The organism is Zobellia uliginosa (assembly GCF_018860745.1).
GTDB lineage: Bacteria > Bacteroidota > Bacteroidia > Flavobacteriales > Flavobacteriaceae > Zobellia > Zobellia uliginosa_B.
Genome location: NZ_JAHKPY010000012.1, coordinates 161894 through 177063 on the forward strand (window position 1 = coordinate 161894; position 15170 = coordinate 177063).

Sequence of the window (15170 nt, forward strand, 5' to 3'; positions counted from 1 at the left end):
CAATTTCCATGATGTTAATGACATCATGTGATAATGAGTTGGATCAAGTGCCACTTGTTGACCTTGAATCAAATAATTTGGAGAGCTTTGCCGGTGTTTTAAATGCCGCGTACTATTACCATACCGGTGCTGTAACACCACAAGCGGTAATGGGCGAATTTAGAGCTGATAATTTAACGTTTGAATTTGATGATGAGCCACCATATCCTGATTTTCACACGTATAATTCAGATTTAGGAGGTTTAGCTATTTCAGAAATATATTTTCGCCCGTTTTATAGAGATTTATACAAGTCTATCTTAAGTGCGAATACAGTCATTGATAAGTCAGAAAGTGCTACTGAAGTAGCTGAAGCTAAATTTTTAAGGGCTTTGTCTTACTTCAAATTAGTGATGGTTTTTGGTGATGTTCCTGTAATTTTAACTCCGCAGCCAGATGTATCAGTTATTCCTGATGTAGATCTTACAAGACAACCAGCTACCGAAGTGTATAACAATGTTATCATTCCTGATTTTCAAGCAGCAATTGCAGGTTTAGATAATTCTGGATTAGGAACTGGGCGCGCATCCAAAATTGCAGCCCAAGGTTTACTCGGAAAAGCATATATGTTTAGAGGTGATTTCGCTCAAGCGGCAATAGAGCTTGGAACTGTTATTAACGAAGCCGAAGCTGCAGAGGTTACTTTAGAAGCCGATTTTGCTAACGTGATAACCGATGAAAGTTCAGAAATTCTTTTTGCCACTAAAATGTCAAGTTCTATTCCAAACTCAAGCACAGGTACAGCGTTTGCAGGATGGTTTCAAGGCAAAGACACAAAGGCTGACCAAGACAATGTAACATCGAGCTTAATTGCTGCTTTTGATGCTAGTAGTGCTGCTGGTGGAAGTGAAGATTTGAGAAAAGCATTAACTATTGATTCAGAACTTAAGAGAGGTGTCAAATACACAGCTGATCAATATGACCAGGACTTTATTGAACTAAGATTAACTGATGTTATCCTAATGTATGCGGAAGCATTGAATGAAACAAGTTCTCCTGCTTCTACAGTACTACCTTTATTAGATCCTATTAGAACAAGAGCAGGTTTAACTAGCTTAACAGGCACAGTAAGCTCACAAGCTGATGTTAAACAAGCTATCCTAGATGAAAGAAGAGTGGAGTTGGCCTTTGAGGGACATAGATGGTTTGATTTAGTGCGAACAGGTACCGTAGATGCCGAAATGGAACAAACAATAAGTAGTAATTATTATGTGTTTCCAATTCCAAGCTCTGAAATACTTGCAAGCGATGGAGAGATTACCCAAAATGAAGGTTACTAAAATCTTGATTAAAGCCCAAGTAGGCGAAAACATTTTAAATAAGTCTCGTCTTTTAGAATCAATTATTTGAATTTAGCTTTTTATCTACCGTAAACCGCCAAGACAAAAATGACTTGGCGGTTCAGGTAGAAGATTCCTATAAGTACTTTAGTGTAACATCAAGAGATGTTAATTCATGTACCTAAAGTCTCATATATATTATAGAAGTACTTATTTTAAAAAATAATCCCTAACCACAAATAATTATTTTGAATACACAGCCTCTGATACTATCAGTATAAACTAATAGGCTCTTTTCAAAAACACAGTTTTAAAATCTAGAATCTACAAATTAGATTATAAAGCTAAGATGATACGATGCAGGTTATTGGATATTAATATTGAGTTGTTTTGAGTTAGATTGAGAGTAATTTTTCCGGCCCGCTCACCACGGGTCGGTAAAATCTCAAAAATCACCATACTCCTACTCTATCATGAAAAAGGATTTTTGATAGTTTTTTTACTGTTATAGTAAACCAATCTGATTAACCATTTTTTTGAACTGCACACCCGTTATGAAATTAGAAATACTGACAAAAGACGAAAATAGAGAAATCCAAAACGGGATTATTTTACAGATTCGTGACCTCATCAACTATAAAAACCTCGAACCTGGTGACAAGTTACCTGCCGAAAGAGTATTATCCGAGAAATTTGATGTCAGTAGAACCAGTGTACGCGAAGCCATTCAAAAACTTGAGTTTTATGGTATACTAAATTCAAAACCACAGAGTGGAACTTTCATTGCAGAAATTGGTCAAATTGCTATGAACGGTATGATTGACGACATTACCAGTTTAAAAAAACAAGATTTTATCTCATTGGTTGAAACTCGCATTTTACTGGAACTGAAAATGGTGAAATTAGCAGCTATAAGAAGAACTGATGAAGATTTAGAACGCATTAAACATGCCTTGGATGCATACAAAAACAAGATGATTTCCGGTAAAGATTGTCTAGAAGAAGACTTACTTTTTCATTTGGCCGTAGCTTCTGCAAGTAAGAACAGTACTATGAATACACTCATGTTACTAATAACCCCAGAGATTATAGTAGCGTATGACATAGACCGTGTTTGCGAGGGTGATGTGGCCTTATCAGAAGTTAAAAAGCATGAAGATATCTATATGGCCATTCGGGACCAAAACCCAAAATTAGCCAAAGAAAAGATGAAATTACACTTTAGTAAATTATACGATTACATCTACGGAGAAGATAGAAAAATTAAGATTCCCAAAGAATAAGAGTATAGAGAACATCGAGTATTGGAAAATAATTTTAGAATTTGAAGGTCGAAACTATTTTGTTGGTCAGTTATATCCCAATTGAAAAACCACATAATGAAAGCTAATCTATTACTCATTGTCGCCATTTTTCTTCTACTTTCCTGTGGTAAAAATTCAAATGGAAAAACACTACATGTAAACGATATTCCAGAATTAAACAAAGCAATTGAAGAAGCAGTACCTGGAGATGAAATTGTAATGGCAAATGGGACTTGGAAAGACACCCAAATCATCTTTTTTGGAACAGGTACTAAAGAAAACCCCATTAGCTTACGTGCAGAAACGCCTGGAAAGGTCTTTATGGAGGGACAATCTTATCTTCATCTTGGAGGCGAACACCTAATAGTTGACGGCCTATATTTTAGAAATGGCTATTCTACTAGAAGTTCCATTATTCGATATATGATTAGCGAGGATAGTATTGCCTACAACTGCAGGGTCACAAATACCGTTATTGAAGATTTTACCAAACCAAATAGATTGGTCAATGACCGTTGGATTGAATTTTACGGTAAACACAATCAACTGGACCACTGTTATATTTCAGGAAAATCAAATGATGGAGAAACTTTAAGAATCTTTTTTACTGGTAATGAACATATTAACAACTACCATCAGATTGTACATAATTATTTTGGTCCGCGCCCTAGAAAAGGTGGTCCAAGAGCTGAAACGATACGGGTTGGAGACAGTAAAACCCGAGTTTCTCCCAGTTTTGCAAATATTTCCGACAATTATTTTGAAGCGTGTAACGGTGAAGTGGAAATTATATCGGACAAAACAAACTTCAACACCTTTAAAAACAACATATTTTACAAATGTGAAGGTTCCCTAGTTTTGAGACATGGAAGCTATGCCACCGTAGATAGCAACATTTTTATTGGCGGTGATGATTCTGACTTTTATGGAGGTATCCGAGTTGTAAATACAGGACATTGGATTACCAACAATTATTTCTATAAGATAAAAGGTGCACAATTCAGAAGTCCGCTCGCCATTATGAATGGAATTCCGATGACGCCTTTGAATCGATACCTACAGGTAAGCGATGTTGTGGTTGCCTTTAATACTTGGGTAGATTGCAAATCTCCATGGCAAATAGGTGTTGGCCAAAATCTTGAAAGTGCAGATGTACTTCCGGCTAGTGAAATTCGTTCGGCGCCACCTATACGAACTATTGTAGCCAATAACATTATATATAATACACAGGTAGATGAAACTCCTTTTATAAATCTTAGTTCTACTGATGGAATTCTATTTAAGAATAACATCATAAATAACGCTAGTGAAGATTATTCTGATTATGATGTTTTGCAGAGTGGTACTATAAAAATGAAAAAGATTAACGATTGGTTATATGCACCAGCTATTTCTAAAAACCAAATTTTGGATACTGTTTATACTGGCTACGATTTTGCTAAAATTAACCACGATATATTTGGTGAATCAAGAACGGAAAAGAATAGCATTGGCGCAATTAACCAAACCGCAACAGCTGAAAAATTTACCATTGACAAGAAGAAATACGGCCCAAAGTGGTTTTCTACTAAAAAAAATGATGTTGAGCCAAAAATATTGACCGCTTCATCTGCAGTAGGCCAACTTACCAAAAAAATTAGCGAAGCGTCTTCGGGAGATATCATTGAGCTAAGCGATGTATTATATACACTTCCCTTTTCGCTTAAAATAGATAAAGAAATTACGCTTCGTTCTAAAGATCCTAAAAAAAGAGCAGAGCTCGTATTCACAGGAGAGCAAGATTCTATGGCTTTTCAAATGAAGCCAAAAGCGTCCCTCAGGTTAGAAAGTATCTTATTAAAAGGAGAAAGAGGCAAGTATGCCTTTGCCCCTTTAAAGGAAAATATGGCTTCGGCTTATAACTTGTATATTGAGAATTGTGTGATTGAGAATTTTAACTATGTTCTAAAGGCTTACAAAGGGTCTTTTGCAGACGCCATCAACTTCAAAAAAACAACGATTAAAAACTGTAAAAACGGTATTGAATTAGCTGCAGAAGATAAAGGTGATTATAATGCCGAAATGGTCTCTTTTGACCATTGCTCTTTTGAAAATATACAAAATAATGTCATTAATTTTTATAGAGTTGGTTATGACGAATCAACTATAGGAGGGTCTTTATCCGTAACAAATAGCTCCTTCACCAATAGTGGGCAGGGCGAAAACAGCAATATTTTGATTAAAACTAGCGGAATTATCAATGTGACTATCCATGACAACTCCTTTGAAAATAATTCTGTAGAACTTGTTGCTTTATTGTGGGGAGAAAAGAACAATCATCACCAAAACAACACCCTCATAAATTCCGGGAAAATTAAAGTTGAAGAACAGAAAAAACTTAAGATACTATACTAATACATTGCTAGCAAACAAAAATGTCACCAGGTGAAATTGCCAAATCGTAAGTCAATTACATTATCAAAAAAAATAAACAATGGAAAACCCAGCAACCAAATCATCGTTCATAAAAAAAATTCTAGCCATTGTACTTGCTTTCGGCCCGGGTATTTTTGCAATTGGCTATACTATTGGCACAGGCAGCGTAACATCCATGATTGTTGCGGGTAGTACCTATGGAATGCAATTGCTATGGGTTTTAGTTCTAAGCTGTATTTTTTCCGGTATGCTTATGTACGCCTATGGCAATTATGGTTTGGTAACCGGAGAAACGGCCTTGTATGCCTTTAAAAAACACATTAAATGGGGAAAACCCATTGCTATTTTAATAATATTAGGTGTATCCTTTGGCCAATGGAATTCACTCATGGGAATACTTGGTATTTCAGCAAATATTATATTCGAAATATTTTTGATTTACTTTCCCTCATTAGCTGAATATCAATATGAATTGGTCCTTACAATTGCTATAGCCGTCATTGCTATTATGTATCGTTTTTTATTGATAGGTAAATATGTTTTCTTTGAAAAAATACTAGTCATTTTCGTAACCATTATGGGACTTTCTTTCTTTATTTCTCTATTTATGGTATTCCCCCTACCTATAGAAATAGCAAAAGGTCTCATACCCTCTGTTCCAGAGGTTGAAGGTGGAAATATGATGGTTGCCGCTTTTGTGGGAACGACTATGGCTTCAGCAACTTTTCTTTCCCGTCCACTTTTTGTAAAAGGAAAAGGATGGACTATAAATAACTTAAAACAACAGAAGAAAGATGCCATCATAGCCGCCTCCCTTGTTTTTGTAATTAGTGCTTCGGTCATGGCGGTAGCCTGTGGAGCTTTGTTTCACGAAGGTCAGCCCGTAACCAAAGTTTTGGATATGGTTAATACACTAGAGCCGGTTGCCGGCAAATTTGCACTTACACTTTTCTTTTTTGGAACTTTAAGCGCAGGACTATCCTCTATATTCCCATGTTTACTCATAGCCCCTATTCTATTGGCAGATTATCAATCTGGAGAGTTGGATACTACCTCAAAACAGTTTAAGGTTATAACAGCATTAGCCTGTTTATTTGCTTTGATAGTTCCCATTTTTGGAGCGAACCCCATAGAAATGCAAATTCTATCTCAGGTTTTCAATGTTTTTGTTCTGCCGTTAGTTATCCTAGGTATTATTTTACTAATCAATAACGCTAAACTAATGAAAGCCCATAAAGCAAAACTCCCTTTAAATATTGGTTTATTTGCGGCATTGTTTTTCTCCTGTGTTATCTCATACAACGGTATAATAGCGCTAATTGAATATTTTTAAAGTATGATAATTAATATTTTGAAGTTTTTTATTTTCTCGATAACATCATAAGAGTCTTCTTTATACATTAGTTTTTGACCTCTATATCTAACTCATTTCGCTTAAACCGAACAATAATGAGTTTCGTTAACCTCAGAAGGAATTATAAGAGAATAAATAGCTCATAACTATATTTTTCAGACACCATTTGATGTTTGCAATTAGATAGATATTCAGATTCGCTTTCCTAAAACCGTTGAATTTTAAGAAAAGTCAAACTAATGATTTAACATGTGAGCACTCATTTGGGTAGTCTGGATGATTTGCAACATCAAATTTCTCTTTATTAATTTTTATTTAACAATCTATTAAGTTATATTTGGTAAACCAATTTGGTTAACCAGTATGGAAAACCAATTAAACATGTGATTTTTTAATAAACTGTTTCAAAGAAATATTAGAATACGAAGAATGTTGTTTTGAGTTAGATTGAGAGTAATTTTGCCGACTCGCTCACCACGGGTCGGTAAAATTTTGAAACCGCCAAATCCCTGTGAATACAGGAGGTTATTAAAATAATAAAATACTTTTTTAGTACATTTATTTTATCTAATTTTAACAAACCAAACTGGTTAACCAATTTCAACATACTGTCCCCTATGAAACTAGAAATTTTAACAAAGCAAGATAACCGCGAACTACAAAATGAAATTATTTCAAAAATCCGTGACCTCATTACCTATAAGAATCTTGAACCAGGTGATAAGCTACCTGCCGAAAGAGTATTATCAGAGAAATTCGAAGTCAGTAGAAGTAGTGTTCGTGAAGCCATCCAGAAGCTCGAGTTTTATGGAATATTAATTTCTAGACCTCAGAGCGGAACTTTTATTGCCAACATTGGCCAAATTGCCATGACGGGAATGATAGATGATATTCTTAGTTTAGATGAACAAGATTTTAAATCATTAGTAGAAACGCGTATTCTATTAGAACTAAAAACAGTAAGATTAGCAGCACTTAGAAGAACTGATGAAGATTTAGAGCGCATAAAGTCTGCTCTTGATGCTTACAAAGTTAAGATGATTGCCGGTGAAGATTGTCTAGAGGAAGATTTGCTTTTTCATTTAGCAATAGCAGCTGCGAGTAAGAACAGTACAATGAATACGCTTATGTTGCTGATAACACCAGAAATTATCGTTGCGTATGACGAAGACCCGATTTGTGATGGAGATGTAGCTTTATCTGAAGTAAAAAAACATGAAGATATATATAGGGCTATTCTAAATCAAGATCCAAAATTGGCAAAGGAAACCATGAAAATACATTTTTCGAAATTGTACGATTACATTTATGGTGAAGACCGAAATTTAAAAGTGAAAAAAGGATAAAACGCACATTTTATTCTAACTAAATATAATTCTGAAGGGAAACTAATACTTAAAAACTACTTGTCTAATGAAGATAAACGGCTAAGTCCGTTAGAATTCTATCCTGATTATTTACAAAGTATTTAAGTACTTTAAATACAGATATTTAGAATAGCTTGCCTCCTATTTTTAAGAATATGGCCAGCCATTTCTATGTCTGAATATTATGAAAATTTTAAAAGAACGAAGATGAAATTGAAAGGACTAAGATGGTGGGTTATAGGATTAATTGCCTTGGCTACCGTTATCAATTATATTGATCGCCAAGCATTACCCGTTCTATGGCCAGACATTGCCGAGGATTTATATCCAGATAAAACGGCAGATGAAAGAAAAGAGATTTATGCATTTATTTCTACCCTGTTTATATTTTCGTACGCATTCGGTCAAGCCATATTCGGAAAAATATTTGATAAATACGGTACTCGAATAGGGTTTACCTTATCTATTGGTTTTTGGTCTATTGCCACTGCATTACATGCCTTTGCAAGAGGTATTTTTACATTAAGTATTTTCCGTTCTCTATTAGGTGTTTCTGAGGCAGGTAACTGGCCCGGAGCTGCAAAAGCCAACGCTGAATGGTTCCCCACAAAGGAAAGAGCCTTTGCGCAAGGACTTTTTAATTCAGGCGCCGCAATCGGAGGAATCATTGCCTTCCCTACCATAGGATTATTATCTGTGTATTTCAGCTGGAACTGGATTTTTATCTTGGTTGGTGTAACTGGATTATTATGGCTTATTCCTTGGTGGATTTTAGTTAAATCCCCACCAAAAAATCACCCTTGGATATCAGAAGAAGAACGTACATACATCTTAACGGGACAAAAGAATCAGGATGAGGATGAAGATGGAGAGCCGGATGATGGCTACAACCCGGAAACCGGAAAGATGCTTAAACATAAAGAAAGTTGGGGTGTTATTCTAGCCTCTGCTGCACTTGATCCAATTTGGTGGTTATTCATTTTTTGGATTCCTATTTACTTGCATGAAGTTTATGGTATGGATGTAAAATCAATAGGATTTTATGCTTGGGTTCCCTATGTTGGAGCCATGGTTGGAGCTTGGTTTGGTGGTTTATTAGCGCAAAACCGTATTAAGGCTGGGTGGACAGTAAATAAAACACGAAAATTTATAATTACGCTGGGATGTGTAATCATGTTGCCTTTCCTATTGTTGATGGCAAATCCAGGAGGACCGGAAACCGCTGTAATATACATGGCAGTTATTTTATTCGGTTTTCAAACAGCCATTGGAAATGTTCAGACACTACCTAGTGATTTATATGGAGGTAAAACCGTAGGTACGCTATCGGGATTTGCAGGAATGGCTGCCAAACTAGGAGCATTTGGTTTAACCGCTTTGGTACCATGGCTTACCTCAGGTGGTAATTATACACCAGCATTTGTAATTGGTGCTGCGTTGGCTATTATTACCATGTCCAGTGTTTGGTTTTTGATTCCAAACATTGCACCACTAAAAAGTAAAAATTAAAACAATATAACTAACACTAATTAATAGTAATTTACACGTAAGATGGAAGGAAAAGTAGCAGTAATAACAGGAGCAACAGGCGGAATTGGATTTGCAGTTGCAAAAAGATTGGGACAAGACGGATATACAGTTATTTTAAACGGTATAGACGATGAGGCAGGAGCTGAAAGAGTAAAAGAACTTTCTGCAGAAGGCATCAAAGCTGAGTATTATGGATTTGATGTTACAGATGAAGAAGCTGTAACTAAAAACATTAAAGCTATTGGTGAAAAATACGGAAAAATCGATACCCTTGTAAACAATGCAGGTGGTTTGGGTGGTAGATCAAGATTTGAAGAAATGACCACAGAATTTTATAGATCTGTAATGGCATTGAACCTTGACTCTACATTTTTTGCATCTAGAGCGGCTATTCCTTTCCTAAAAAAAGGACAAGATGCTTCAATAATCAACTACACTTCCAATGCAGCATGGACCGCAGGTGGACCAGGAGCAGGAATCTACGGAACCTCTAAAGCCGGTGTTCACACCATTACTAAAGCTTTAGCTAAAGATTTAGCGGAATATGGTATTAGAGTGAATGCAGTGTCTCCAGGTACGATAGATACTCCTTTCCACGCGCAGATCAAAGCAACTAAACCAGAGGTTTTTGCTTCATGGGCAAACAGCATAATGTTAGGTAGATTAGGCCAACCAGAAGATGTAGCTGGTGTTGTTTCTTTCTTGGCTAGCGGAGATGCTAAATTCATCACAGCTGAAACTATTCAAATCGGCGGTGGTCAAGCTTTAGGAATCTAAACGATCAGATAATTTTAAAAAAGCCTTTCTTTTAATTAAGAAAGGCTTTTTTATTTGAAGAATCCCTGACAATCAATTCTGCATCTAGAATTTTCTTGTTCAAAGTCTGTTTTACTTCGGGTCCTTTCATATGTTCTAAAAACGTTTGCGCGGCAAGTTTACCTATTTGCGTACTATGTTGTTCAACACTAGAAATTGGCGGAGAGACCATTGCCGTAAAAGGTTCGTTGCCAAAACCCACCAAGGCAATTTCTTTTGGAATATCTATATCGTTTTCCTTCAAAACCTGTAATGCTCCAAGGGCTGCATAATCTCCAGCAATATAAACAGCATCTGGCCTTTTATTCAAACTAAGTAATTGTTCCATTTTTAAACGACCGTCCTCTTGCGTAAGGCTACTTTCCAGTAAAAGTTCATCATCGGATGGTAAACCATGTTCCTTAATAGCATCTTTATATCCCCGGATTCTATTGTTAAATATTCTGGTACGCTGGTATCCTCCAATATGTGCTATTCGCTCACAGCCTTGTTCAACAAGATGCTCAACAATCATGTGGCTACTAGCGTAATCATCTATACCTATATAATCTACGTTAAGATCGTTCTCTCCCCTATCGAACAATATTAGCGGAATTCCTCTTGACTTGATTTTTTGGTAATAGTCCAACTCAATCGTTTCGTTTGCCATAGAAGCAATAATACCATCTACCTGTGTAAATAATAAAGCATCAATACTATCACATTCTTTTTTATAGGATTCATTGGATTGAGTAATTATAATGTTATACCCATCTTTATTCAAGACCTCTTCCATGCTCTGAACTACCGAAGAAAAAAAATTGCTATTTGTTCTAGGAACTATCACCCCTACTAAATTACTCTTTCCTTTACGTAATGCACTTGCCAAATGATTTGGCTGGTAGTTTAACTCTTTGGCTACTTTCTTGACTGCCTCCTTCGTTTTTGCACTAATTCTAGAGTCATCCTGTAAAGCCTTAGACACCGCTGCCGTTGATATCTCCAAGATATTCGCAATATCTTTTAAGGTGGTCTTTTTTTTATTCACCAAATTATTCTATATTTGTTTAATCGATTAAGCAAATATAGATTTTTAATATCGTCAATCAAAACTGAACACGTTTTGATTTATTTTTAAAAATTAGGTTAATCGATTAAGCAAATAAACAAGTTCAATTTAAAATAACACCATTTCAAATGAAAAAAGTAGTAACCTTTGGAGAGATCATGTTGCGTTTAGCACCTGCCGGATTTTTAAGATTTTCACAAGCTAATAGCTTTGATGTTATTTATGGGGGTGGCGAGTCTAACGTAGCTGTATCATTAGCTAATTATGGCGTTCCTGTAGATTTTGTAACACGTTTACCTAAGAATGATATAGGTGAGTGTGCTTTAATGGAAATGCGCAAAAGAGGCGTAGGAACAGATAAAATAGTTTATGGCGGTGACCGTCTAGGAATTTACTTCCTAGAGACTGGTGCTGTTTCTCGTGGATCTAAAGTTGTTTATGATCGTGCTCATTCCGCTATATCGGAAATAGAATCTGGTATGATCGATTGGGATGCTGTTTTCGAAGGTGTTGAATGGTTTCATTGGACAGGTATTACACCTGCTATCTCACAAGGAGCTGCAGATGTTTGTTTAGAGGCTGTTAAAGCCGCTAGTGACAAAGGTATTACTATTTCTACGGATTTAAATTATAGAGCTAAGCTTTGGAACTACGGTGGTGACAGAGAAGCTATCATGACTGAATTAACTTCATATTGTGATATTATTCTTGGTAACGAAGAAGACGCTGAAAAGCACTTTGGTATTCACCCAGAAGGGCTGGATGTTCATAAAGATGGTGCTGATGTTAAAGCAGAAGCTTTCTTATCCGTTTGTAAGCAGATGATGAAGAAATTCCCTAAAGCTAAAAAAGTAATTACAACATTAAGAGGTTCTATTTCTGCATCGCACAACACATGGGCAGGTGTATTATGGGATGGTTCTAAAATGTACGAAACACGTCAATACCAAATTACGGATATCGTGGATCGTGTTGGTGGTGGAGATTCTTTTATGGGTGGCTTGATCTACGGATTATTGAAATACCCGGAAGATGATCAAAACGCATTGGATTTTGCTGTTGCGGCATCTTGTTTAAAACACACAATTAAAGGTGACGCCAACTTAGCAACAGTTAGCGAAGTAGAAAAACTAATGGGTGGTGACGCTTCAGGTAGAGTAGCTCGCTAATTTCCAAAACTAAAAAAATGGCTCCTAAAAAATCGATATTAATTTTTTGTGGTGGTGGTCCCGCGCCGGGTATTAACGCTGTTATTAGCACGGTGGCAAAAATCTTTTTAAAAGATGGGTATCGCGTACTTGGCCTTCACGAAGGTTTCAAAGGTATTTTCTCAGATGAACCACAGATAAAGGAATTCGATTTTGCACATGCCGATCGTATTTTCAGTCGTGGGGGATCAACTCTAATTATGAGTAGGTTCAAACCAAGTGACGAAAAAATAAATACGAAACTTTTTTCCGACAATAACGTAAAACTATTAGTCAGTATAGGCGGTGATGACACCGCCTCTACGGCTAACAGAATTACAGGATATTTATCAAAAGAGAATATTTCAATTTCAAATATTCACGTTCCAAAAACAATAGATAACGATTTACCCCTACCCGATCGAAACCCAACTTTTGGATTTCACTCGGCAAAGGATGAAGGCGTACGTATTGGTAATACTACCTACGAAGATGCCCGTACCAGCCAAAATTGGTTCGTCATGTCTACTATGGGGCGTTCCGCAGGTCATTTAGCATTTGGTATTGCTAGTAGCTGTCATTTTCCAATGGTGGTCATTCCAGAAATGTTCAATAACACTTCTATCACTTTTGATAAGGTAGTGCGGTTGATCATTTCATCTATCATAAAAAGAAAACTGGAAAACATCAATTACGGTGTAGCTTTAGTAAGCGAAGGTGTTTTTCATATTATGCCAGATAGCGAAATTGATCAATGTGGAATTAATTTTACTTATGATGACCATGGTCACCCAGAATTAGGCAATGTGAGCAAATCCCATATTTTTAATATGTTGGTGCAGACCAAACTAAAGGAATTGGGTATTAACATAAAAAGTAGACCCGTAGAATTAGGGTATGAACTCAGATGCTGCAGGCCTATTGGTTTTGACCTAACCCTTTGTACCCTTTTGGGACTTGGCGTTAAAAAATTATTTGACCAAGGTATTAGCGGGTGTATCGTTACGGCAAATTCCCGTGGTGAAGTAACCCCTTTATTTTTAGAGGATATACAAGGAGAGGATGGCAAGATAGCCCCTCGCCTAGTGAATGTAGATTCTGAATTCGCTAAACTTTTCTTTCAGAATATGCACTATATTCAGGAAAGTGATTACGAAGCAGCAAAAGCATATCTTCCAGACCCGGAACGATATGATTTCAATAAAATTTTATCAGAACAATAATAGTATTATGGCACAATATTCAAGAATAGAAGTAGCAAACGTAATGAAGGAAAACGGAATGGTTCCTTTATTTTATCACCCAGATGTAGAATTGGGTAAAAAAATATTACAAGCCTGTTATGATGGCGGTTCCAGATTAATGGAATTTACAGCTCGTGGCGATTTCGCTTTTGAGGTGTTTTCGGAATTGAACAAATACGCAATCAAAAACCTTCCTGGAATGATTATGGGTGTAGGCTCTATTACCGATGCTGCGGCGGCTTCCTCCTACATGCAAATGGGTGCCAACTTTATCGTTACACCTTCTTTAAGAGAAGATATTGCAGTGGTTTGTAACCGTAGAAAAGTACTTTGGTCACCTGGATGTGGGTCACTTACCGAAATTAACAATGCAGAAGAATTAGGCTGTGAAATCGTAAAATTATTCCCTGGAGACCTTTATGGCCCTGGATTTGTAAAAGGTATAAAAGGACCTCAACCATGGACAAGTATCATGCCTACAGGTGGAGTGAGTACAGATGAGGCTAACTTAAAAGGTTGGTTTGAATCTGGAGTAACTTGTGTGGGAATGGGTTCTAAACTTATTAGTAAAGAAATTTTAGCAAATAAGGATTATGCTGGATTGGAGACTAAAGTTCGTGAAACTTTAGCTTTAATCAAGAAATTGAGAAGCTAAAACATTTTATCACCTAGCGGTGGTAAATGAATATAGATAATAAGCCGCTTATTTGGGTAAAACCAATTAAGCGGCTTACTGTTTTATAAGTTAACTTTTGCACTATTATTACAGGTTCTCTACAGCTCTTTAAAAATGAATACAACACCTACTCTTTCCCGTCATTAATTATCATTTCTCTTTTTAAATAGCTACCTCCCTTGTTATTACGGCATTTTAAAACGTAATGCAGCTAATTACATTCAGCACATTTCCAGACCTTTGTATTATAATTGAAATGAGAATTTAAAAGTCTCGGTCAATTTAGTATTAACCTTAAAACAATTATTATGTTACGCTGGACAGTTATATTTATCATATTAGCAATCGTTGCAGGAGTCTTCGGATTTGGAGGCATCGCTGCTGGAGCTGCTAGTATTGCAAAAATTTTATTCTTTATTTTTATAGTACTTTTTATAATCAGTTTGGTTATGGGCCGCAAGAAAATTTAAAGGCTATTACCACATAAAATTTTAGTTATAAGGGATAGCATATAGCTGTCCTTTTTTTGTTTCACCCTAACCCATAAAATTATGAACGGAGCATACGCAAGGCACGAAAAAGATGCCATGGACGAATTTGAAAAAAAAGGTTTCACAAGCCGATACCAATATAAAAATGGCGAATTGGTTGATTTAGAAACACACAAAAGCTATAAACCTGCACATATCACGATAGTTAAGGAAATAAGATATGAAGGAATGAGTGACCCAGAAGACCTATCCATCCTTTACATTATTGAAACCAATGATGCATCAAAAGGAACTTTTCTTATGGCATATGGGCCTTCTGCAGATATTGATACTGCAACTTTTTTTAAAGATATTCCAGATGAAAACTATCAAAGAGAATAGCAATGAAAAATCCCGAGCATTTCTGCTCGGGATTTCTT

General features: G+C 36.2%; 13 protein-coding genes. 12 read left to right on the forward strand and 1 reads right to left on the reverse strand.

Features of this window, described 5'->3' with window-relative positions:
• Positions 1-8: 8 nt before the first annotated feature.
• The 7 genes from KO521_RS12015 to KO521_RS12045 all read left to right on the forward strand — a co-directional run bounded on the left by KO521_RS12015 (position 9) and on the right by KO521_RS12045 (position 10066).
• Positions 9-1319, forward strand: a complete 1311-nt coding sequence (locus tag KO521_RS12015) for a RagB/SusD family nutrient uptake outer membrane protein (RefSeq protein ID WP_252730056.1) — start codon at positions 9-11, stop codon at positions 1317-1319.
• 554 nt (positions 1320-1873) lie between these two features.
• Positions 1874-2602, forward strand: coding sequence for a FadR/GntR family transcriptional regulator (locus KO521_RS12020; protein ID WP_194524548.1), 729 nt, complete (start codon positions 1874-1876; stop codon positions 2600-2602).
• A gap of 96 nt (positions 2603-2698) precedes the next feature.
• Positions 2699-5017, forward strand: a complete 2319-nt coding sequence (locus tag KO521_RS12025) for a chondroitinase-B domain-containing protein (RefSeq protein WP_215940160.1) — start codon at positions 2699-2701, stop codon at positions 5015-5017.
• A 79-nt stretch (positions 5018-5096) separates the two neighbouring features.
• Positions 5097-6371, forward strand: coding sequence for an Nramp family divalent metal transporter (locus KO521_RS12030; RefSeq protein ID WP_215940161.1), 1275 nt, complete (start codon positions 5097-5099; stop codon positions 6369-6371).
• 638 nt (positions 6372-7009) lie between these two features.
• Complete coding sequence (locus KO521_RS12035) at positions 7010-7738, forward strand: FadR/GntR family transcriptional regulator (protein WP_215940162.1); 729 nt, start codon at positions 7010-7012, stop codon at positions 7736-7738.
• A 228-nt stretch (positions 7739-7966) separates the two neighbouring features.
• Positions 7967-9268 (forward strand): MFS transporter, encoded by a 1302-nt coding sequence (locus KO521_RS12040; RefSeq protein ID WP_215940163.1) that lies wholly within the window; start codon positions 7967-7969, stop codon positions 9266-9268.
• 42 nt (positions 9269-9310) lie between these two features.
• Positions 9311-10066 (forward strand): SDR family NAD(P)-dependent oxidoreductase, encoded by a 756-nt coding sequence (locus tag KO521_RS12045; protein WP_215940164.1) that lies wholly within the window; start codon positions 9311-9313, stop codon positions 10064-10066.
• 31 nt (positions 10067-10097) lie between these two features.
• Here KO521_RS12045 and KO521_RS12050 read toward each other — a convergent pair whose 3' ends face one another.
• Positions 10098-11132, reverse strand: a complete 1035-nt coding sequence (locus KO521_RS12050) for a LacI family DNA-binding transcriptional regulator (protein ID WP_215940698.1) — start codon at positions 11130-11132, stop codon at positions 10098-10100.
• Positions 11133-11281: 149 nt separating this feature from the next.
• On the opposite strand from KO521_RS12050, the gene KO521_RS12055 reads away from it, so the two are divergent.
• From KO521_RS12055 to KO521_RS12075, 5 genes are all read left to right on the forward strand, one after another.
• Entirely contained in the window at positions 11282-12322 is a 1041-nt protein-coding gene (locus tag KO521_RS12055) for a sugar kinase (protein ID WP_215940165.1), read from the forward strand.
• Positions 12323-12339: 17 nt separating this feature from the next.
• Complete coding sequence (locus tag KO521_RS12060; protein WP_215940166.1) at positions 12340-13563, forward strand: 6-phosphofructokinase; 1224 nt, start codon at positions 12340-12342, stop codon at positions 13561-13563.
• A 7-nt stretch (positions 13564-13570) separates the two neighbouring features.
• Entirely contained in the window at positions 13571-14239 is a 669-nt protein-coding gene (locus tag KO521_RS12065; RefSeq protein ID WP_215940699.1) for a bifunctional 4-hydroxy-2-oxoglutarate aldolase/2-dehydro-3-deoxy-phosphogluconate aldolase, read from the forward strand.
• A 329-nt stretch (positions 14240-14568) separates the two neighbouring features.
• Positions 14569-14730 (forward strand): DUF1328 family protein, encoded by a 162-nt coding sequence (locus KO521_RS12070; protein WP_215940167.1) that lies wholly within the window; start codon positions 14569-14571, stop codon positions 14728-14730.
• 81 nt (positions 14731-14811) lie between these two features.
• Positions 14812-15132 carry a hypothetical protein gene (locus KO521_RS12075; protein ID WP_215940168.1) on the forward strand — a complete coding sequence of 107 codons (321 nt, stop codon included), beginning with the start codon at positions 14812-14814 and terminating at the stop codon, positions 15130-15132.
• Positions 15133-15170: the final 38 nt, after the last annotated feature.

Excerpts from the sequence above, each read along its gene's own strand:
- KO521_RS12015 (WP_252730056.1), top strand. The coding sequence starts at position 9 with ATGATGTTAATGACATCATGTGATAATGAGTTGGATCAAGTGCCACTT.
- KO521_RS12020 (WP_194524548.1), top strand. The coding sequence starts at position 1,874 with ATGAAATTAGAAATACTGACAAAAGACGAAAATAGAGAAATCCAAAAC.
- KO521_RS12025 (WP_215940160.1), top strand. The coding sequence starts at position 2,699 with ATGAAAGCTAATCTATTACTCATTGTCGCCATTTTTCTTCTACTTTCC.
- KO521_RS12030 (WP_215940161.1), top strand. The coding sequence starts at position 5,097 with ATGGAAAACCCAGCAACCAAATCATCGTTCATAAAAAAAATTCTAGCC.
- KO521_RS12035 (WP_215940162.1), top strand. The coding sequence starts at position 7,010 with ATGAAACTAGAAATTTTAACAAAGCAAGATAACCGCGAACTACAAAAT.
- KO521_RS12040 (WP_215940163.1), top strand. The coding sequence starts at position 7,967 with ATGAAATTGAAAGGACTAAGATGGTGGGTTATAGGATTAATTGCCTTG.
- KO521_RS12045 (WP_215940164.1), top strand. The coding sequence starts at position 9,311 with ATGGAAGGAAAAGTAGCAGTAATAACAGGAGCAACAGGCGGAATTGGA.
- KO521_RS12055 (WP_215940165.1), top strand. The coding sequence starts at position 11,282 with ATGAAAAAAGTAGTAACCTTTGGAGAGATCATGTTGCGTTTAGCACCT.
- KO521_RS12060 (WP_215940166.1), top strand. The coding sequence starts at position 12,340 with ATGGCTCCTAAAAAATCGATATTAATTTTTTGTGGTGGTGGTCCCGCG.
- KO521_RS12065 (WP_215940699.1), top strand. The coding sequence starts at position 13,571 with ATGGCACAATATTCAAGAATAGAAGTAGCAAACGTAATGAAGGAAAAC.
- KO521_RS12070 (WP_215940167.1), top strand. The coding sequence starts at position 14,569 with ATGTTACGCTGGACAGTTATATTTATCATATTAGCAATCGTTGCAGGA.
- KO521_RS12075 (WP_215940168.1), top strand. The coding sequence starts at position 14,812 with ATGAACGGAGCATACGCAAGGCACGAAAAAGATGCCATGGACGAATTT.